Raw genomic sequence first — 20,409 nt, 5'->3', positions numbered from 1 at the left:
TAAGGAAAATTATGCGCTGTGCGCCTCAAGCAGCAGGTTCAGTATGTCGATGGCGGCTTTGGCAACTGAAGTACCAGGACCAAAGATACCAACCACACCAGCATCATAAAGATACTGATAATCCTGAGCAGGAATCACACCACCGGCAATCACCATGATGTCTTCGCGTCCAAGTTTTTTCAGCTCCTCGATAACTTGTGGCACGAGTGTTTTGTGTCCGGCAGCCAATGAAGATACGCCCAACACATGCACGTCGTTTTCAACAGCCTGTTTTGCAGCTTCAGCCGGTGTCTGGAACAAAGGTCCCATATCCACGTCGAAGCCGATGTCGGCATAACCGGTGGCTACCACTTTGGCACCGCGGTCGTGTCCGTCCTGACCCATTTTGGCAATCATAATCCTTGGCTGACGGCCTTCCATATCGGCAAACTTACGAGCCAGTTGCTGAGCTTTTTCAAACTCGCCATCATTGCCGGCCTCTGATGAGTAAACTCCGTTTATTGAACGTATCACGGCTTTATATCTTCCTACAATGGTTTCACAAGCATAAGAAATCTCACCCAAAGAAGCGCGTTTCTTAGCGGCATCCACAGCCAGCTCTAGCAGGTTACCCTCACCTGTTTCCACGCACTTGGTAATGGCCTTAAGTGCGGCCTGCACTTCCTCCTCGTTGCGCTCAGCACGCAGCTTTTGAAGACGCTCAATCTGCGACTTACGCACTGCTGTGTTGTCGATGTCAAGGATGTCGATGGGATCTTCTTTCTCCAGGCGGTAGCGGTTGGTACCCACGATGGTTTGTTTACCACTGTCGATTTTAGCCTGCGTACGGGCAGCAGCTTCTTCGATGCGCATTTTTGGAATACCGGTTTCAATGGCCTTGGCCATACCACCCATCTCTTCCACTTCCTGAATAAGCGCCCATGCTTTGTCGGCCAACTCCTTAGTCAATGACTCCACATAGTAAGAGCCTGCCCATGGGTCAATGGCCTTACAAACCTGAGTCTCTTCCTGGATGTAGATTTGTGTATTTCGGGCAATACGTGCCGAGAAATCGGTAGGCAGCGCAATGGCCTCATCCAATGCATTGGTGTGCAATGACTGGGTATGACCTAAAGCAGCCGCCATGGCCTCAATACATGTGCGACCTACGTTGTTAAACGGATCCTGCTCGGTTAGTGACCAACCAGACGTTTGTGAGTGGGTACGCAAAGCCAGAGACTTCTCATTCTTTGGTCCAAACTGCTTCACTATTTTTGACCACAACATACGGGCAGCGCGCATCTTGGCAATCTCCATAAAATGGTTCATACCGATGGCCCAGAAGAAAGAGAGACGCGGCGCAAAAGCATCCACACTCAATCCGGCATTTACACCGGTGCGAAGATACTCCAGTCCGTCGGCAAGGGTGTATGCCAGCTCGATGTCGGCAGTAGCACCCGCCTCCTGCATGTGGTATCCAGAAATGGAGATGCTGTTAAATTTGGGCATATACTTAGAAGTATATTCAAAAATATCGGCAATCACCTTCATGGAGAATTCAGGCGGATAGATATAGGTGTTACGCACCATAAACTCCTTGAGGATGTCGTTCTGGATGGTTCCGGAGAGATCTTCCAGTTTGCATCCCTGCTCCAGACCGGCCACAATGTAAAACGCCATCACAGGCAGAACAGCTCCGTTCATGGTCATCGATACCGACATCTTATCCAAAGGAATACCATCGAATAAAACTTTCATATCGAGGATTGAGTCGATGGCCACACCGGCCTTACCCACATCACCTACCACACGCTCGTGGTCAGAGTCGTATCCACGGTGGGTGGCGAGGTCAAATGCCACTGAAAGCCCTTTTTGTCCGGCTGCCAGGTTACGACGGTAAAACGCATTTGATTCCTCAGCAGTAGAGAAACCGGCATACTGACGAACGGTCCAGGGGCGCATGGCGTACATACCTGAGTAAGGGCCACGCAGGAATGGCGGCAGACCCGAAGCATAATTCAAATGCTCCATCCCAGCCAGGTCATCCTTGGTATAAGCTCTTTTCACGGGAATGCGTTCCGGCGTTACCCAGTCCTTTTTAATCCCGTTTTTTTGAGCCCACTCGGCACCATTGGCCGCACAGGCTTCTTTTTTTATACTGATGTTTTTAAAATCTGGTCTCATAACATACTTTCTTTTAACGCAAAGACACAGAGTCGCAAAGAAAATTAATCTAAAGCTTGTTAACCTTACGGCAAATACCTTGATGAAGTACCGGAACATTGAAATTAATTAATAATCCCAATCTTTTCCCAGCTAATTTTAAATAAGTAACTAGCTGAACCTCATGTACTGGATGAATTTCCTGCACGGCCTTTAACTCTATAACTATCTCTTTTTCAACCAAAATATCAAGAACAAATTCTTTACTTAATGCCTCTCCTTTATACATAAGTGGCAACATAACCTGTTCTTCAACAAAAAGACCTCTTCCTTTAAGTTCCTTAACCAAACAAGCTCCATAAACAGATTCCAGTAATCCGGGACCCATTTCCTTATGAACCTCAATAGCAGCTCCAATAATCAAGGTAGAGAGTTCGTTAAGTTGGTCTTTGGTCATAATTACTCCGCGTCTTGGCGTCTCTGCGTTTAAATCTTTAGTAAACTGTTAAAGCCTTGCAGCGTTTCGAGTACGTTGCTTTTCACGTTGATGAAATGCTCAATACCTTTAGCCTTTAGGTCGTCGGTGCATGCGGGAGCGCCGGCCACTACAAGGATTGCATTATTGCCAAGTTTCTCAAATGCCACAGGAGCTGCATCGGCATACTCTTCGTCTGAAGAACAAAGCACCACGATGTCGGCTTTGGCATTGATGGCTGCATCCACACCGGCTTCAACAGTGGCAAAGCCCAGATTGTCCACAATCTCATAACCGGCACATCCGAAGAAGTTACCAGAGAACTGTGAGCGTGCCAAACGCATGGCCAGGTTGCCATAGGTTAGCATGAATACTTTTGGACGTTTGGATGCTTTCTCGGTAGCAAGACGCAATGCTTCAAACTCTTCGGCACCACGCATAAGGCGGATTGGCTCAACATCACCAGCAGCAGGAGTTTGTTTGCTGATTTTGGCAGCATCGATGGCCGAAGCCATAACCTCCGATGTGTTGGGATACTGGTTGGTGCCAAGCAGCACTTCGCGACGACTTGCCAGAGCTTTACTCTTTTGAGAAGCCGACTCCTTAATCTGTGCCTGAATAAATCCTTCCTTAAGCGCACTCAGGTAGCCGCCTTTTTCTTCTACGGCAAGGAAAAGTTTCCATGCTTCAGTGGCAATGCTGTCGGTCAATGTTTCGATGTAGTAACTACCGGCCGAAGGATCCACTATTTTATCAAAATACGATTCCTCCTTAAGCAGAAGTTGTTGGTTGCGTGCAATGCGCTCACCAGTTTCATTGGAATCGCGGAATACATTATCAAAAGGTTGAACAGTAAGCGAGTGGCAACCACCAATAGAAGCCGACATGGCTTCGGTCTGCGTACGCAACATGTTCACATAGGGGTCGAAAACAGTCTTGTTGAACTCGCTGGTTTCGCAATGCACCACCATTTTGCAGGCCTCGCGACCGGCGGGCTTGTACTCGTTTACGATGGCAGCCCACAACATACGTCCGGCACGTAATTTGGCAATCTCCATGAAATAGTTTGAACCTACGCCAAGATTGAAGCGGATGGTTTTTGCTGCATCGTTGGCAGAGATGCCACGGGAGGTGAGCTGACTCAAATATTCATTACCCACAGACAAGGAAAATGCCAGCTCTTGTACGATAGAAGAACCAGCATTACCAAAATAGCGGCCATTTACGTTTACCACCTGGAACAAGGGCAACTTTTTTCCTTCGGTAACTATTTCAGCCACATAATCCATAGATTTCTCAATGGTTTCACAGATTTTACCGCCAATGGTCAGATTGCCGATGGGGTCGAAATCAACAGAACCTTTAACTTCATCCGTCTTGCGGTTTTGGGCTTTGAACTCTTCAGTTACCAGTTGCAACAGTTTCTTGTTGCCATGACGGGTTTTAAAGTTCAATTCCACATCGTTTGAAAGGATGTTTTTCAAAAGGGTTTTAATGTTCTCCGCAGTAACCAGGGCTTCATCCTCAAAAACAAAACCCAGGGAGTCAACTCCTTTTGTAAGCAACACCAATGCTTTGGCATTGGCAGCCGCGGCATCTTTCACAACGATGTCCTGACGTACAAACCATTTGTTGCAGGTTTTTGTGCCGCGTACAAATGGAAATTCACCGGGAAGTGAATCCAGGTATTTCAGTGGTTCCAAATCTTCCTGACGGTAGAAAGGACGTACACTGAATCCTTCATTGGTCCTCCAGACAAGCCTTTTTTCAAAATCAGCTCCTTTGAGGTCCGCTGTAATTTTATCCATCCATGCCTGCGTGGACACGGGTGGGAATTCGCTAAACAGCGGTTGATTTGATTTATCTGCCATAATGTAACCGATTTATATTTCTAGTTTACAGGCCGCAAAATTACTGCCTTTTTTCCATATTAGAAATAGTAGGTTTGTGTTTAAGAGCAGCAAGGGCAAATGCAGCAACTTACGCTGTTAGATAAGGTTAACCCTGATAAGCGGATATGCTCACCCGTAAAATCAAAATATTATGCTCAGTGCACATCCGTAAAAACAGATACAAAACCAGTGTTGAGTTGCTAACCATGCACTGTATCAATTCTTTGTCCAAATTCTGGTATTCAGGTTTAGTTCATGAATGATGGTTTCATTCACCCTAAAAAGATGATGCATATTGGCCACATCGTGAAGATTTACCACAGGCCCAAACAAGCGTGGCTCAAAAAGGTTTTTATTCATGGACAATCCACAATAAACCCGTGACCCGATAAATGAGAAATGCACCTCGCAATTGTAAATTCGACGAATGTTAAGCATTGCTTCCATAATCACCGGTGTGAGAATATACCGCGCCTCGATTGGATCTGTAGCGAGAACAACAAACGCTTTCTCAAACTCAACGTTTTCGAGCACCACCAGAGGAGCTGGACCGGAAACCTTTTGCAACTTTCGCCCCAGTCGGCCCAACAACCGCTCAGCCACGTCGGGCGATACATAGGTGCGCCCGATAAAATCCTTGTTAAAATCGGCATGAAAAAACAGTCCTCTGAAAATCGTCACCCAACGCTCCCGCCGTCGGCCTTTACTGTCGGTTGTCACCTCTTTATACTGGGTATGAAGTTCAGAACATTCAAAGTCGGTTTTGTCTAACACACCTTTAACCAAATCATCACCCTGATAGCGGTCATAACGCGTTCTGAACAGATTGCTCTGATGGTACACCTGCTCACTTATCAAGCCATCGGGTGCGTAACTCCACGCAGGGTTAATGACTTTAACAATTTCAGCCACAACCTTGAGCTTAAACTCGGTCCGATATTTTTTCCAGGCGGAGTAGCCCTTCGAGATAACAACGACCAAACCAATAATCAGCGCTACGAGCAAAATTATCAAAACAGCTCCACCACTCTCAGCCAATCCCCATATAGAAAGGACAATCAGTAAAACTAAAGATACACCAATGTACCACATCGATTTTACCTTATCGCGCAATCCGACCAATTCTGAGATGTTTGGTTGTATGCGTTGCTCAAACAGATGCTCCAAATCAGAGTGACTCTGAGACTTATCCATTAAACAAATCCTTTACATTAACATTCTGACGCTCAGCCTCAGGAATCTCGAACACATGTTTGCGCTGCAACCCCATCATACCTGCCATCATATTGCCGGGAAACGTTTCAATGCCATTATTGTAATCGGTAACAGCCGCATTATAGGCACGGCGTGCAGCCGAAATCTGCGATTCCACCTCGTTGAGCGTTCGCTGTAGATTCATGAAATTGTCACTGGCTTTAAGGACGGGATAGTTCTCCACAGCCACCATAATACTTCGCAAAGCGCCTGAAATCTCATTGTCAATATCCACTTTGTCATCGGCAGAAAGGTTACCGCCCAAAGCCTTTGACCTTAACTGAGTCACCTTCTCGAGCAACTCCTTTTCGTGAGCCGCATATTGCTTCACGGTAGCCACCAAATTTGGAATCAGGTCATAGCGCTTCTTAAGTTGCGCATCCATTCCTCCAAAAGCATTGTCAACTTCATTCTTTTTCCGAATAAGCCCATTGTATAACAAGATGAGCATCAATGCTACAACGGCAATCACAATTAACAGAATCATATTAGAAGATTTTATGTTAGAAATACTACACAAAGAAACTCACAATCAGAGTCAATATCAATCCCGACACAGCAATAATGGTTTCCATCACCGTCCACGATTGCAATGTCTGTTTTTCATCCATTCCGAAATATTTCCCCACGAGCCAAAAGCCACTGTCGTTCACATGCGAAAGAATGGTTGCTCCGGATGATATGGCCAACACCACCAGTGCACGGTGCGCTTCGCTAAGTTCAAAAGCACCGATAATCGGCGCCATGATTCCGGCAGCAGTAATCATAGCCACGGTGGCCGATCCCTGTGTAATGCGGACCAGTGCGGCCAGCGTCCATGCCAAAAGCACGGGCGACCATGACGAACCGGCCAGCGTGGTGGCAATCATTTCACCAATGCCGCTGTCAACCAAAACCTCCTTTAGTGCACCTCCGGCGCCCGTCACCAGAATGATAACTCCTGCTGGACCGAGTGCTTTGGTGCTTAAATCAAGTATTTCGCGCCGCTGAAAACCACGCCTGATACCCAAAAACCAAATGGCAGTTAATGTGGCAATGATAAGCGCCGAAAAGGGATGCCCGATAAAGCCAATTATTTCCGGAAGTAATCCTTCAGCGACTACCTCCTTTCGCACCAGCACACCTGTGACCGTTGCCATCAGAATCAGAACCAAAGGAATAAGGATGATGAGTATCACCTGGCCAAAATTGGGCAGTTGATTTTGAGTGAGAGAATCGTTCTCCTCAAACACTTCGGGTGGCGACACCATAATCTTGCGACTGATGTACCGGCCAAAAACAGGCCCAGCAAGCAGTGCTACCGGAATGCCCAGAAGAAAACCAAAGAAAATGACATACCCCAATTGTGCCTCTATAATTTCAGCTACAGCCACAGGACCTGGCGTGGGTGGGATAAATGAGTGCGTTACGGCCAATCCGGCCAAAAGCGGAATGCCATAGTAAAGCAACGACATTTTAGTGTCTCGGGCCAAAGCATACACGATGGGAATAAGGATAATGAAGCCCACATCAAAAAAAACCGGTATGCCAATGAAGAATCCAGACAGTACCATGGCATACGGCGCCCGTTTCTGTCCAAACTTTTTTACCAGATAATGGGCAAGCGCTTCTGCCCCACCTGAACTTTCGAGCATCTGACCAAAAATAGCTCCCAGACCAACCACCGTAGCCACAAAGCCCAAGGTGCCGCCCATGCCTTTCTGGATGCTTTGAATAACCCCATTGAGCGGCATACCAGTAGCCACGCCAACAAACATTGCCGTGATGAGCAATGCAATAAATGCATTGATTTTCAACTTTAACACAAGAAGTAGAAGAAGCGCAACGGCCACTACAACTACCAAAAACATCATTATTGGACTCATTCTTCAACAACATTAAAAAATGCCTTTAACAGAAGTAGTACACTTCTGCCAAAGGCATCACTACATATCTTTATTATTTATCCTGCCTCAATTCAGCAAGGATAAAAATAAGACAATTTGCCAAAGAATCAAAAGATAAAAACATCTGCTTTTCAGCCCATCCTTTTGAGAAAATCATCGAGCACGTGCGTGAGATCAGGCTGACCAATCTCCTGTAAATCATAATGCACTCGCGTAGCAGGCTTGTTTATCTTCAAAATGCGCGACAAATCGATTGGTGTGCCAATGATGACACTGTCGCACGGTGTAGCCTCAATGGTTTTTTCCAGGTCTTTGATCTGCTCTTTGCCATAGCCCATGGCAGGCAAAAGGACGCCAATTTCGGGATACTGCCTGAATGTGCCTGCCAGTTTACCAACGGCGTATGGACGTGGGTCAACAATTTCTGAAGCTCCAAACTTCTGTGCAGCCACCATACCGGCTCCAATTTTCATTTCGCCGTGCGTGAGCGTTGGGCCATCTTCCACTACCAACACACGTTTACCTGTAACCAGTTCAGGGTGGTCGATGCGAATGGGTGATGCCCCATCAACTACCAATGCAGAAGGGTTGGCAATGCGGATATTCTGACGCACCGTTTCGATACCAGCAGCGTCGGCACTGTCAATTTTATTGATGACAATTACATCGGCCATGCGCAGATTTACTTCTCCAGGATAATAGGACATTTCGTGACCGGGACGGTGTGGGTCGGCTACGGTAATCATCAGGTCAGGCTTGTAGAACGGAAAGTCATTGTTTCCGCCATCCCAAAGAATGACATCACAACCATCGGGGTCGCGTTCTGCTTCGCGCAGAATGGCTTCATAATCCACGCCTGCGTAAATCACATTGCCTCGAACCACATGCGGTTCATACTCTTCCATCTCTTCGATGGTGCAATGGTGAAGTTCCAAATCATCAACCGTAGCAAATCGCTGTACACTTTGTTTGGCCAAATCGCCATAAGGCATGGGATGCCGCACAGCCACGACCTTGAGTCCACGAGCCATTAACAACTCTATTACACGGCGTGATGTCTGACTTTTGCCGCATCCGGTGCGCGTCGCACAAACGGCTATCACCGGCTTGGTGCTCTTCAGCATCGTATCATTAGGCCCCAGCAACATAAAACCGGCGCCCGCAGCATTTACCACCGCCGAAACAGCCATCACTTTTGAATAGGGTACATCACTGTATGAAAATACGCATACATCAATGCCATATTCCTTTATTAGCTTCGGCAAATCACTCTCTGCATAAATTGGAATGCCATTGGGATACAACTTACCAGCAAGCACGGCCGGATACTTTCGACCATCTATGTCAGGGATTTGAGCAGCGGTAAAAGCCACTACCTGATAGTCATTGTTGTTGCGGAAGAAGGTGTTGAAATTATGAAAATCCCTTCCGGCAGCCCCTATAATTATTGCCTTTCTCATAAAAGTTTATTTTGGTTTATCATTCACAGACAACAATCATACATTACGGAAAACACCGAGGCGTTTATCCTTCTGTCTGTGTTCATTTTAACCAAGTTACCAAAACCTTTTAAAGCAATCACCTGTTTTTGTCATAAATCAACCTGTTAAGAAACAGTTAATTCGCTACATGCCGGCACATTTTTTTTTCATATATTTATAAATTTGCATACCGCAGAACCACCATGAACTATCTTGCACATCTATATCTTTCAGGTACCAATCCGGGCGTAAAAGTTGGCAATTTTATAGGCGACTATGTAAAAGGACGCAACTACCTTCGATATTCATCACCCATACAAAAAGGCATTCTTCTGCATCGGCAAATCGATGCATTCACCGACAAGCATCCATCATCAAAAGAGAGCGGGACAATATTTAAACCGATGTACAAACGTTATTCTGGCGTGGTAACGGATGTGATTTACGATCATTTTCTGGCCTCCAACTGGGAGCGTTATTCAGATGACACACTCAAACATTTTGTATCGCAATCGCACCGCATACTGATGACGAATTATTTCACCTTACCCGGCGTTGTAAAACAGTTTCTCCCCTTTTTGATACAAAGCAGGATGATGGAATTTTATCGTAAAATGGAAGGCGTTCATAAGACGTTACACATCATGGCAGGTCACTCCTCCTTACCCGACCACAGCAACTGGGCGATGGAGCAGTTGGAGCATCATTATGATTATCTTCAGAATCTATTCTTCCTCTTTTTTGATGAAGCCATTCAAATGAGTCAGGAGTTCCTGAACGAAGAGTGGTTTATGAAACGCCCGGCCATATAGCCCGAACCATTCTGTCCTTTCCAAACAGGTCCTTACGGAGTTCAATATCTGAGAATCCAAGACGTTTCAGCATATTCACAGTCTCTGATCCGTAGGCTTCGTTGATTTCAAAATAGAGCCTGCCGCCTTTACGCAGGGCATGTGTGGCCAATAATGCTATCGCATCATAAAACATGAGCGGTTTGTCATCGGCAACAAACAGCGCCAAATGAGGCTCAAAATCCAACACATTGTCCGCCATTAACGTTTTCTCCTTATCTGTTACGTATGGCGGATTGCTTACAATTATATCAAAAGATTGAGGTGGAGCAACCTCCGCAAGGGCATTCTTGCAGTTGAACTGAACCTCCACTTCATTAAGCCGGGCATTAGAGGCGGCCAGTTCCAGCGCATCTTCTGAAATATCCCACGTCTCCACATAAGCTTTGGGCCAATGTTTTTTCAAAGTGATGGGAATACATCCGCTGCCTGTGCCAATATCGAGCAAGTCGATTTTTTCATCACAGCCTTCATCCAAAATCCATAACACCAACTCTTCGGTTTCGGGACGGGGAATAAGCACCCGCTTGTCAACATTAAAGGGCAGTCCCATAAACTCGGTACGCCCAATAATATACTGAACTGGTTCATTAGCCTTCAATCGGACTATGGCATCATTGAGAAAATAAATTTCCTGGTCGGTTAATATTTCATGCTCCCGGAGCACCAAATCGGCTCGCGAATATCCCCGCAAAAATTCAAAAAGCAATAGCGCAAACTGCCGGCGTTCTTGTTTATCAACAACACCTTCGAGCGCAACATCAATTCTAACTAAATAGTCACCTACTGTTTCGGCCATTATATGAGAACAAAAAAAGAACTAAACTACTAATTTACTAGGACTTATGATTTAGATAAAGGAGTACCAGATTTATAAAGCATCTGAATTCCTTTTACGAGATTAGAGGGACATAAAAAAGAAGTCGTTTGTTGGTTACTGCGCCATACAAAAGAGTTGTTATAATCCTTCTAAACATCAGCAAACACCTATATCGATGTAAAAATAAACATTATCTTAGCCAAACAGGAAACAATGCTGTTTAATAACGGATAAGAGATTGATAATTCGTAGTCCCATGTCACTTTCTGAAGCACACAAAAACCATGACGCCTTTATGGGGCGATGCCTTGAACTGGCTAAGCATGCCGAAGGATTAACCTGGCCAAACCCTATGGTTGGTTCAGTTGTGGTTTTTGACGGAAAAATAATAGGCGAAGGCTACCACCTGAAGGCCGGCGGTCCTCATGCAGAAGTAAATGCCATTAATGCAGTGGCAAATCAGGAGCTGCTCTCACGCTCCACCCTTTATGTGAATCTGGAGCCATGCGCCCATTTTGGCAAAACGCCACCCTGTTCACTGCTTATCCTCCAGAAGAAAATTCCACGAGTGGTGATAGGCTGCGTCGACACCTTTTCACAAGTAGCAGGCAAAGGGATAAAAATGCTTAAGGAGGCGGGTGTAGAGGTAATTACAGGCATACTTGAACGCGAAAGCCGCGAGCTTAACCGGCGTTTCTTTACCTTTCATGAGCAGAAACGACCTTACATCATACTTAAGTGGGCAGAATCGCAGGACGGATTTCTCGACATTGAACGCGAAACCATGCCCAACAGCAGACCCACGTGGATAACCAACGAATTTGCCCGTCGTGCAGTGCACCTTTGGAGAAGCCGTGAGCAAAGCATATTGGTAGGTTCGGTCACCGCGCTTAAGGACAACCCTTCGCTCACAGTGCGCGACTGGAGTGGCTCTCATCCTCTGCGGCTGGTTCTGGATCGCAACAATAAACTCCCCGATTATCTATCCCTTTTTAGTGGAGAAGCGCCCACCATTCTATTCTGCGGCAAAGATGAAGATGACAGTAAACATACAGAGAAAATAATCATTCCGGATGACGCATCGCCCATACCCATTATTTTGGATGAGCTGTGGAAGCGCAGCATCCAATCCGTAATAGTTGAAGGTGGCGCCAGACTCCTAAGGGCGTTCATTGACATGGATTTATGGGATGAAGCCCGGGTATTTCACGGCAACAAATGGTTTGAAAATGGAATAAAAGCACCCTCGATAAAAAAAACACCTCTATACCAGGAAAATTTTAAGGACAGCAAGCTTCTTGTGTATCGTAATATTTCTTAAATTAAGGAAATAAAATTCAGCACGGTAAAACATGGAAACATTCCAGACCATAATCAACATCATCAACCCGGTAATTCTGATGGTTTATGTCATCAGCATTCTCATAGTGGTTGTGTTTACCGTTCTCGAAAACCGCAACCCTCTTAAAACAATCTCTTGGGTGCTTGTGCTCATACTTCTTCCGGTTGTAGGTTTCATCTTCTTCATCTTTTTCGGACAAAACTTTCGCAAAGAGAAAATAATTGCGCGTAAGGGACTGCGAAACCATGACAGGCTCACGAGCCTTGCGCATGCTCAGATACACAGACTCTCTGAGGGTGAAATGTTTGACACACAGGCACTGGAAGAAAAACGCAACCTCATCACCCTGCTCCTAAACAACAGCAATGCAGTGGTAACTGTTGGAAACAGCATCAGGATACTACAAAATGGAACTGCCACATTTGAATCCATTCTCGATGCACTGGAAAATGCCAAGATATTTATCCATCTCGAATACTATATTTTTGCCGATGATGTGATAGGCAGACGCATCATCAGTATTCTGAAAAGAAAAGCAGCAGAAGGTGTGGAGGTGCGTCTCATAGTTGACGACGTAGGCAGCTGGGAACTGAAAAAACCCTTTTTTAAGGAGATGTGGGATTCCGGCATACAGGCCTACTCATTTCTACAAGTGCGTTTCCCAAACCTGACAAGTAAAGTAAACTACCGCAATCATCGTAAAATTGTTGTGATTGATGGCTTAATAGGTTTTTTGGGCGGCATAAACATTGCCGACCGATACATGAACGGCAGCAGCGAATATGGCAGTTGGCGCGACACACACATGAAAATTGAAGGTGATGCCGTAAACACCCTACAAACTGTGTTTTTAATAGACTGGTTTTTTGTGAGCCAAACCGAATTGCACGACCCAAAATACTTCCCATCGCGCAAGCCAACAGGACAAAAAATGGTGCAGATAGTGGCCAGTGGTCCTGACTCCGACTGGCCGGCTATAATGATGGGGATATTTCAGGCCATCGCCTCAGCAAAGAAGTATGTATACATTGCTACACCTTATTTCACGCCCAGCGAGAGTGTTTTGCTTGCCTTGAAAACTGCCGCGTTGGGTGGTGTTGATGTGCGCATCATAATCCCCGAAAGAAGCGATGCATTTGTAACACTGCTCTCGTCACGGTCATTCATCCGTGAGATGTTGGAGGCAGGTGTCAAGTTCTTCTTTTACCAAAAAGGATTTCTGCATTCCAAGGTGATGATTGTTGATGATGCATTGTCGGTGATAGGCTCTGCCAATATGGACTTCAGAAGCTTTGAACAAAACTTTGAGGTAACTGCCTTTGTATTTGACGAAGAGAGCACCAAAGAGCTACGTGAATCATTCAGGGAAGATCAAAACAACAGCCGCCAGATTTTTATGGACGAATGGGTTACCCGTCCCAAAGTAATGAAAATTAAAGAGTCGTTTGCCAGACTCGTGAGTCCGCTGCTATAATGCACCTTCAACCAAATCATCGTCCCAAAACTGGAATCGTGAAGGGTTAAAGTTCCCTCCGCTGATGATGATGCCCGTACGCCGTCCCTCGAAAAATGAGCGGTTTTCCATGATTGCAGCCAAAGGCACAGCTGAAGACGGTTCTGCCAAAATACCTGCATGGCGGCGCAACAACACCATGGCTGCCTTTATCGATGTTTCAGTGGCGGTAAAAATATCAGTTACATTCTCCCGAATTATTGCAAATGAGAGTTCTCCGAGAGAAGTACGCAGCCCATCAGCAATCGTGTCGGGGTTAACAGAAGGTAGGATAATTCCGGCTTTGAGGGAGCGGCAGGTGTCATCGGCATTGAGGGGTTCCCCTCCAATCACCAGCGCATCAGGTAACATGGCCTTCACCGACACCGATGTTCCACTTAATAAACCGCCGCCACCCACAGGAGCCATCACCACATCCAGAGATCCGGTCTCTTCAATCAACTCCTTTGCAGCAGTGGCCTGCCCGCAAATCACAGTAAAATTATTGTATGGATGAACAAACACAGCACCCGTTTTAGCAATAACTTCTTCCAGGCCGGCCTCACGAGCGGCAAGCGTAGGCTCACAAAATGTTATCAGCCCACCATACCGCCTGACGTTCAATATCTTTTCTTCAGGTGCATTATCCGGCATCACAATATGTGCTGCTGCACCTCGCAATGAGGCGGCCAACGACAATGCTGCGGCATGATTACCTGATGAGTGCGTCGCCACTCCCCGCCTGGCTTCCTCCTCAGAAAGGGAAAATACCGCATTTGCTGCACCTCTGAACTTAAATGCGCCTGCCTTTTGATAGTTTTCACATTTAAAGAAAAAGCGCCCCCTGAACATCCGGTTTATCACGCTACTCTCAACTACCACTGTTCGGTTTACGAATGGCCGAATACGGTTATGCGCTATCTCAACATTTGAAAAATCGGGTAATCTCATTATTCGTAATGGATATCATTAACTGAAAACAGACTAGAGACCAGAAAGATGACATATCCATCTGGCCTCTAACCTAATTTATTGTTTGATAAAGAATTAAATCCAAAGGCAATTCACCTCCGGGTTAAATCAAAAACATAATTTCTGACATAATTAAATCAGGTGATACGACACCGCAACCCCAACAGTTACCACAGCTGCCATCACCATGAGCTTAATTAAGATGTTAAGGCTTGGCCCTGAGGTATCTTTAAACGGATCGCCAACAGTATCACCAATTACTGTTGCCTTATGTGTTTCAGAGCCTTTACCCCCATAATTGCCCTCTTCAACGTACTTTTTGGCATTGTCCCATGCCCCTCCCGCATTTGCCATGAATATGGCCAGAGCAAAGCCACTCGAGATAGTTCCAAGCAACAAGCCGGCAATGCCCGGCACCCCAAACACAATACCCACAATCACCGGTATTAGCAGAGCAATGATTGAAGGCAGTAACATCTCCTTCTGAGCGCCTTTGGTCGATATTTCTACACAACGGGCATAATCCGGTTCAGCTGTTCCTTCCATAATTCCGGGGATAGTTTTGAATTGCCTGCGCACCTCGTCCACCATTTTTTGAGCAGCACGTCCAACGGCATTCATGGTTATTCCACTAAAGACGAAAACGGCCATTACACCCAAAAACATACCGACAATCACGGTTGGGTTCATCAAATGAATTTCATAGTGCTGCACAAAATCAATAAACGCTGCATCCACCGCCGGAACGCCATTGATCAGTTCATTCGGTCGGTCGAGAAACTTAACAAACATCATACGCACCTCCTCAAAATAGGAGGCGAGCAGAGCCAAAGCCGTAAGTGCGGCACTTCCAATGGCAAAACCTTTCCCTGTTGCAGCAGTGGTGTTTCCGAGCGAATCCAGCGCATCGGTTCTCTTCCTCACTTCGGGACCAAGGCCACTCATTTCTGCATTTCCGCCTGCATTATCGGCTATTGGCCCGTAGGCATCCGTTGCAAGTGTGATGCCAAGGGTCGACAGCATACCAACGGCTGCAATGCCGATACCATAAAGGCCTTTGTTCAGGTTACCCATTCCAAAATCAAAACCTGTTGAAAATGAGTATGCCAGCGTAATTGCGACAACGATAATAATTAAAGGAATAGCGGCTGATATAAGTCCCGTTCCGAGGCCATTGATAATAACCGTTGCAGGCCCTGTTTGTCCCGACGCTGCAATTCTTTGGGTGGGTTTATATGCCGATGCGGTGAAATACTCTGTAGATTGTCCGATGCCAATGCCAGCCAGAAGGCCAACTACAATAGATCCCCAAATGCCGACACTATTGGGCAAATTCAAGTATCTCAGAATAAAGAACGATGCCACAACAATTAACATGGCACTCACATTTACGCCAAATCCAAGGGCTCTTAAAAGTTCTTTTTGCGTAGCACCCTCGCGCGTACGTACCATAAACACGCCAACTATTGACAGCAGCGTACCCACGGCCGCAATAATCATTGGTGCCAACACAGCATTGAGCTGAATCTCTTCATAGTTCATAAATGCCGCTGCGCCTAGTAACGCTGTAGCCAGAATGGATGCCGCGAACGATTCAAACAGGTCGGCACCCATACCGGCCACGTCACCTACATTGTCGCCTACGTTATCGGCAATGGTAGCTGGATTTCGCGGATCATCTTCAGGAATCCCTGCCTCAACCTTACCAACAAGGTCGGCACCCACATCGGCAGCTTTGGTGTAAATACCACCTCCAACACGGGCAAAGAGCGCCTGAGTGGAAGCACCCATGCCGAAGGTGAGCATGATTGCAGAGATGGTCATTAGTTTATAGCCTCCATCCATTTCGGGTATAAAATGGTTAAGCACCAAAAACCAAATGGATATATCCAGAAGCACAAGCCCCACAACAACCAGCCCCATCACGGCGCCACTCCTAAAAGCAAGTTTCAGTCCGTCGTTAAGTGATGTCCGGCAAGCGTTGGCCACGCGTGCCGAAGCAAAAGTGGCTGCTTTCATTCCAAAAAAGCCGGCCAGTCCCGAGAAAGTACCTCCCGAAATAAATGCAAAAGGCACCCATTTGTTTTGTACGCCTAAATAATAAGCCAGAAAAGAAAAAATAATGGTAATGATAATAAATACGACAAGTACAATTTTGTATTGCTGCTTAAGGTAGGCAGATGCCCCCTTGCGCACATGTTCTGCAATACGCTTCATTTTATCTGTACCTTCTGAGTGCTTCATCATCTGCCTGAAAAAAATATAGGCAAAAATTAAGGCTAGTAATGATGCTGCCGGAACAATTGCAAAAATGAAACTAAGCATAATAGATGAGTTAAGTTAGTACTAAGGATATAAAGTGTGTGACCACCATTTATAAAATGGCGCCACTGTTGACAAATCGTATCATTGACAACCACTCAGTTTTATCCGGCACTCCAATCCATCCTGTACTGAATAGCTTATTCTAAATGTAGCAAAAAAAGAGGAAACACAAATTAACATTTATCTTGTTTATACCTATCTCTGTAATTTGGATTCATTATAAATCAGAAGCCCGGCATAATGTTAAAACCAATCTCCGCCTTATGAAATTTAAGCTGGTGAAATGGTACGGCATAATAGGTTTCAAGTACCAACATGCCAAACAGATTAAATCGCATACTCAACCCTGTGCTTAAGAGCGGTATGCGATTGCGGTCGCTGTTGCTGGTCATTGCTAAAACCGGCCGACTTTCGCTGTCCCAGGCTACGCCGCCATCCATGAAAAGAGATAGCTCACTCACAACAAAACCGGATCTAAACCATGACAAATCTGTTGGGCCACTAAACGGCATTCTGTACTCGGCATTGGCAACCAGCAAATGAGAACCCAATACCTGATTGATGCTGATTGAACTTCCTTTACGCGTCTCATCGGTATAAAAATAGCCTGAATTGTATCCTCTTACCAGCCACGGATAACCCAGAAACAATCGATATAGGCGCCTGTCCGACTCTTTCTCGCCATACCGTCCGTAATGGTAAAACCGGAATGCCACGCTTTGCGGTCTAATGAACAGATACTTTCGGTAATCAATTAATAACCCGGTATAGTCAAGTCCATCGAAATAATGCTCACCCTGAATACGAAACCGGTGTCCGTTTACCGGAGATGTGAATCCAAAAACTGAATTATCTGAAACATAAGCCACATCAATTGTACCTGCATTAAAAGATGGTGGAGCAGGCACCCTTTCACCCTTTGAGGCGTATGATGGATAGTAATATGAGTGTCCACGGATACGCTCCATGCGGTATCTGTAAAAAGCGTATGACATCCCCCCTTCGATACGCCGGTATCTGTTTAGTGGCCAAAAAGTAAACAATGACACCTTATCCTCAAACAAACGCTGTGAATAGAAAACCATCTCCTTTTCATCTGCTCCGCTCTCTATCGGCTCCACGGTATAGTATCCGTTGCGATAGGGAATATGCGAAAGACTGACCCCTTTTCGTAATCGGCGCTCTTGGTTGATGTAGGCCACCTGCCCGCCAAAATCCTGAATCTGTCCATTTATGCTCAACCCGGAATACAACATGTTTCGGCCAAGCATATCACTGAAAAGGGCTTCGATGCTTCCGGCCATTCCGGTACCAAAACGTCCAGCCATAACGCCTCCACCCATGTTGCCCAGATAATCCATTTTTAACCTTGAACGCAATGGCCTCTCTTCCATTAAAACCTCATGAAAGTCCCCATTGGTCGACATCGTCATCAGGTTCTGCTCCACTTGCGACAGGTTAACCGAATAGGGCATTAACCGCGCAGCACGGTAATCTTTATCCCTATCTGACACCTGACGCGCCATCGAACGCAAATTGGGAAAAGAGGATTTTATAATCTGGAACTCTCCGTCCCAAAGCAGGGTATAGAAAAGAAACTCTCCTCCAAATCCCAATGCAGGAGCCAATTCAGTGAGTCCGGTAATACCAGTTGGATAGTCGGTTACTTGGATCAGAAACCCGGTTTCAATCTCCATGCTATAAAGGTTGCGCCTGCCATCCCGATTGGATAAGAATACCACCGAGCGTCCATCAGGTGTTGGCACCGGATTAAGGTTACGTGCCCCATCAAAGGTGAAATGCACACGCGAGTGCTTCGTATCAACACTGTACTCAGCCACGTTATAAAAAGCACCACGACGTGATTTCTGCCACTGGCTAGGCTCATCTGTGGCAAACCAAATGGTACGTCCATCGGCCGACCATGCCGGTTGAATCGCCGCCCACTGACTATTGGTAAGGTTTTCACACTCGCCACTCTTTAAATCATATAAAAAAAGGTCGCTGCTCAAATCCTTTTGTCCTGTAAAAACAAGATAACGACCATCGGGTGACCATGCCGGATAGCTTATTGCCGTAACACAATTGGGCGCCAACTCCTTATGAACCGATAATTTATTTACATCATAAATAATGATGGTGGACCGCCCGCGGGAGTAAGCCACAAAAGCAAAGTAACGGTTATCGGGCGACCAGGTTCCGGCGGTCTCCATAAAATTCAGTGCATCTATATCGCTGTGCGATGCCGAAGTAAAGACTTTTCGGATGATCTCACCCGACGAAGCATCGGCAAGAAATAAATCCAGACCATAAACATCCCGTTCAGATAGAAAAATCAAGTATTTACCATCCGGACTAACCGATGGCGACAAATTGTAACGACCGCCATTCCTTTTTGTAACAAGGCGGTTTCCGATGATGTTGTATACACTGTCGTTTACGTTGGTAAAGAGATGTTGCCGGATGGTTCGCTCCCAATCGGCCGAAAACTCTTCAGCCGACACAAAAAAGAGATCACGAATGGCGTTGCGATATCCGCGTCGTGCAGTGGCTTTAAAAAGTCGGGGAATGTACTGCTCCCCGTAACGAAAACTCACATAAGCCCAAAATGCCTGACCAAAACGATACGGAGAATATCTATATGAACTGCTCAGCTGTTCAAGTGTAGGGAACCGGTTATGCATCAAAGCATCACGCATCCAAATCGTCGTTTGGGCGTCCACGCTTCCAATCGACAAATACTCGGCCATGCCTTCGATCATCCACAACGGGATGTTTTGCATGGCAGACAAGCCCATACCCTCTGTTTGCATAAGCATATGAAACTGAAAAGCATGAACCAACTCATGACCTAACACATGATTGGTTTGCTGCCATGTAAAACCCATTGGCATAACCACTCGGTTCTTTAGTCCTTCGGTTACACCGCCTACACCCACATCAATCATTCCCATAATGGCCGTGGTTTGCTGAAAATCAGCATGATTGTCGTAAAAGATGATGGGGCTGCGAACCTTAAAAGTATCAAGCAGTACCTGTTCATGGTAGCGATACCATCGTTCGCTCATAGCGGCAAGCTGTTCTGCCTGAGAGGGATTATCGAAGTAGTGATATATCTGAAAATGGGAGGTTTCAACGAGAGAAAAGTCAAACGTACGGTAGAAGGGCTTGTTTCTCCCAAAATATTGCGCCGGCAAAAGACCGATTGAGAAAAACAAGAGTCCAAAAACACACAACTGTTTAAATATCCACCGCATGCTATCTTGGTTAAACTTACCTATCATACTTATAAAGTTAAGGAAGGTTTTACCATCATAGCATATTTTTCATGAAAATTGCCAAACACTCATCCCGGGCAACATGATTGCGCCATAACACTAAAATATCTCTTAAAATGCCTCAGCATAATCACTGTATGTGATGCCAACAGAAAACACAATTCTAAACCACCATATAGTTCATAGAGATTCTTAACTA

14 protein-coding genes are annotated in these 20,409 nt (G+C 45.8%); 3 read left to right on the top strand and 11 right to left on the bottom strand.

Annotation, left to right across the window (positions count from 1 at the left end; genetic code table 11):
- Nucleotides 1-9: 9 nt before the first annotated feature.
- The 7 genes from scpA to ALKIM_RS0110345 form a co-directional block, all read right to left on the bottom strand.
- Complete coding sequence (gene scpA / locus ALKIM_RS0110375; protein WP_026474586.1) at nucleotides 10-2,163, bottom strand: methylmalonyl-CoA mutase; 2,154 nt, start codon at nucleotides 2,161-2,163, stop codon at nucleotides 10-12.
- A 49-nt stretch (nucleotides 2,164-2,212) separates the two neighbouring features.
- Nucleotides 2,213-2,599, bottom strand: coding sequence for a GxxExxY protein (locus ALKIM_RS0110370; protein ID WP_026474585.1), 387 nt, complete (start codon nucleotides 2,597-2,599; stop codon nucleotides 2,213-2,215).
- Between the two features lie 29 nt (nucleotides 2,600-2,628).
- On the bottom strand, nucleotides 2,629-4,488 hold the full coding sequence (gene mutA / locus ALKIM_RS0110365) for a methylmalonyl-CoA mutase small subunit (RefSeq protein ID WP_026474584.1): 1,860 nt from the start codon (nucleotides 4,486-4,488) through the stop codon (nucleotides 2,629-2,631).
- 237 nt (nucleotides 4,489-4,725) lie between these two features.
- Nucleotides 4,726-5,703, bottom strand: coding sequence for a DUF3137 domain-containing protein (locus tag ALKIM_RS18250; protein ID WP_052345519.1), 978 nt, complete (start codon nucleotides 5,701-5,703; stop codon nucleotides 4,726-4,728).
- On the bottom strand, nucleotides 5,696-6,250 hold the full coding sequence (locus ALKIM_RS0110355; RefSeq protein ID WP_026474583.1) for a LemA family protein: 555 nt from the start codon (nucleotides 6,248-6,250) through the stop codon (nucleotides 5,696-5,698). The genes ALKIM_RS18250 and ALKIM_RS0110355 overlap by 8 nt, the downstream gene beginning before the upstream one ends.
- Before the next feature lie 25 nt (nucleotides 6,251-6,275).
- Nucleotides 6,276-7,628 (bottom strand): GntP family permease, encoded by a 1,353-nt coding sequence (locus ALKIM_RS0110350; RefSeq protein WP_026474582.1) that lies wholly within the window; start codon nucleotides 7,626-7,628, stop codon nucleotides 6,276-6,278.
- A gap of 152 nt (nucleotides 7,629-7,780) precedes the next feature.
- Complete coding sequence (locus tag ALKIM_RS0110345; RefSeq protein WP_026474581.1) at nucleotides 7,781-9,109, bottom strand: cyclic 2,3-diphosphoglycerate synthase; 1,329 nt, start codon at nucleotides 9,107-9,109, stop codon at nucleotides 7,781-7,783.
- Between the two features lie 224 nt (nucleotides 9,110-9,333).
- Between ALKIM_RS0110345 and ALKIM_RS0110340 the strand changes: the two genes are divergently transcribed.
- Nucleotides 9,334-9,942, top strand: coding sequence for an acyl carrier protein phosphodiesterase (locus ALKIM_RS0110340; RefSeq protein ID WP_026474580.1), 609 nt, complete (start codon nucleotides 9,334-9,336; stop codon nucleotides 9,940-9,942).
- On the opposite strand, the gene prmC is transcribed toward ALKIM_RS0110340, so the two are convergent.
- Nucleotides 9,920-10,780: a peptide chain release factor N(5)-glutamine methyltransferase gene (prmC, locus tag ALKIM_RS0110335; RefSeq protein ID WP_026474579.1), complete on the bottom strand. Its 861-nt coding sequence runs from the start codon at nucleotides 10,778-10,780 to the stop codon at nucleotides 9,920-9,922. The two genes, ALKIM_RS0110340 and prmC, sit on opposite strands and share 23 nt — an antisense overlap.
- Nucleotides 10,781-11,057: 277 nt before the next feature.
- Here prmC and ribD point away from each other — a divergent pair, with 277 nt between their 5' ends.
- The gene (gene ribD / locus ALKIM_RS0110330; RefSeq protein ID WP_084555862.1) at nucleotides 11,058-12,122 is read left to right on the top strand and encodes a bifunctional diaminohydroxyphosphoribosylaminopyrimidine deaminase/5-amino-6-(5-phosphoribosylamino)uracil reductase RibD; all 1,065 of its coding nucleotides are present in this window, start codon (nucleotides 11,058-11,060) and stop codon (nucleotides 12,120-12,122) included.
- 31 nt (nucleotides 12,123-12,153) lie between these two features.
- Complete coding sequence (gene cls / locus ALKIM_RS0110325; RefSeq protein WP_026474577.1) at nucleotides 12,154-13,617, top strand: cardiolipin synthase; 1,464 nt, start codon at nucleotides 12,154-12,156, stop codon at nucleotides 13,615-13,617.
- On the opposite strand, the gene ALKIM_RS18245 is transcribed toward cls, so the two are convergent.
- The 3 genes from ALKIM_RS18245 to ALKIM_RS0110310 form a co-directional block, all read right to left on the bottom strand.
- Nucleotides 13,612-14,586 (bottom strand): pyridoxal-phosphate dependent enzyme, encoded by a 975-nt coding sequence (locus ALKIM_RS18245; RefSeq protein ID WP_044117878.1) that lies wholly within the window; start codon nucleotides 14,584-14,586, stop codon nucleotides 13,612-13,614. The genes cls and ALKIM_RS18245 overlap by 6 nt on opposite strands.
- 153 nt (nucleotides 14,587-14,739) lie before the next feature.
- Entirely contained in the window at nucleotides 14,740-16,932 is a 2,193-nt protein-coding gene (locus ALKIM_RS0110315; RefSeq protein WP_173400719.1) for a sodium-translocating pyrophosphatase, read from the bottom strand.
- A 224-nt stretch (nucleotides 16,933-17,156) separates the two neighbouring features.
- Complete coding sequence (locus ALKIM_RS0110310; protein ID WP_052345655.1) at nucleotides 17,157-20,189, bottom strand: eIF2A-related protein; 3,033 nt, start codon at nucleotides 20,187-20,189, stop codon at nucleotides 17,157-17,159.
- Nucleotides 20,190-20,409 lie beyond the last annotated feature (220 nt).

It is taken from the genome of Alkaliflexus imshenetskii DSM 15055 (genome assembly GCF_000517065.1).
Taxonomy (GTDB): domain Bacteria; phylum Bacteroidota; class Bacteroidia; order Bacteroidales; family Marinilabiliaceae; genus Alkaliflexus; species Alkaliflexus imshenetskii.
This window is presented reverse-complemented; position numbering and strand designations above follow the sequence as displayed.

What these genes read in the sequence shown, in the direction of transcription:
- ALKIM_RS18250 (WP_052345519.1), bottom strand. Translation starts at nt 5,703, where the DNA reads ATGGATAAGTCTCAGAGTCACTCTGATTTGGAGCATCTGTTTGAGCAA.
- prmC (WP_026474579.1), bottom strand. Translation starts at nt 10,780, where the DNA reads ATGGCCGAAACAGTAGGTGACTATTTAGTTAGAATTGATGTTGCGCTC.
- ALKIM_RS0110340 (WP_026474580.1), top strand. Translation starts at nt 9,334, where the DNA reads ATGAACTATCTTGCACATCTATATCTTTCAGGTACCAATCCGGGCGTA.
- ALKIM_RS18245 (WP_044117878.1), bottom strand. Translation starts at nt 14,586, where the DNA reads ATGAGATTACCCGATTTTTCAAATGTTGAGATAGCGCATAACCGTATT.
- ALKIM_RS0110350 (WP_026474582.1), bottom strand. Translation starts at nt 7,628, where the DNA reads ATGAGTCCAATAATGATGTTTTTGGTAGTTGTAGTGGCCGTTGCGCTT.
- cls (WP_026474577.1), top strand. Translation starts at nt 12,154, where the DNA reads ATGGAAACATTCCAGACCATAATCAACATCATCAACCCGGTAATTCTG.
- ALKIM_RS0110310 (WP_052345655.1), bottom strand. Translation starts at nt 20,189, where the DNA reads ATGCGGTGGATATTTAAACAGTTGTGTGTTTTTGGACTCTTGTTTTTC.
- ribD (WP_084555862.1), top strand. Translation starts at nt 11,058, where the DNA reads ATGTCACTTTCTGAAGCACACAAAAACCATGACGCCTTTATGGGGCGA.
- ALKIM_RS0110355 (WP_026474583.1), bottom strand. Translation starts at nt 6,250, where the DNA reads ATGATTCTGTTAATTGTGATTGCCGTTGTAGCATTGATGCTCATCTTG.
- ALKIM_RS0110370 (WP_026474585.1), bottom strand. Translation starts at nt 2,599, where the DNA reads ATGACCAAAGACCAACTTAACGAACTCTCTACCTTGATTATTGGAGCT.
- mutA (WP_026474584.1), bottom strand. Translation starts at nt 4,488, where the DNA reads ATGGCAGATAAATCAAATCAACCGCTGTTTAGCGAATTCCCACCCGTG.
- scpA (WP_026474586.1), bottom strand. Translation starts at nt 2,163, where the DNA reads ATGAGACCAGATTTTAAAAACATCAGTATAAAAAAAGAAGCCTGTGCG.
- ALKIM_RS0110315 (WP_173400719.1), bottom strand. Translation starts at nt 16,932, where the DNA reads ATGCTTAGTTTCATTTTTGCAATTGTTCCGGCAGCATCATTACTAGCC.
- ALKIM_RS0110345 (WP_026474581.1), bottom strand. Translation starts at nt 9,109, where the DNA reads ATGAGAAAGGCAATAATTATAGGGGCTGCCGGAAGGGATTTTCATAAT.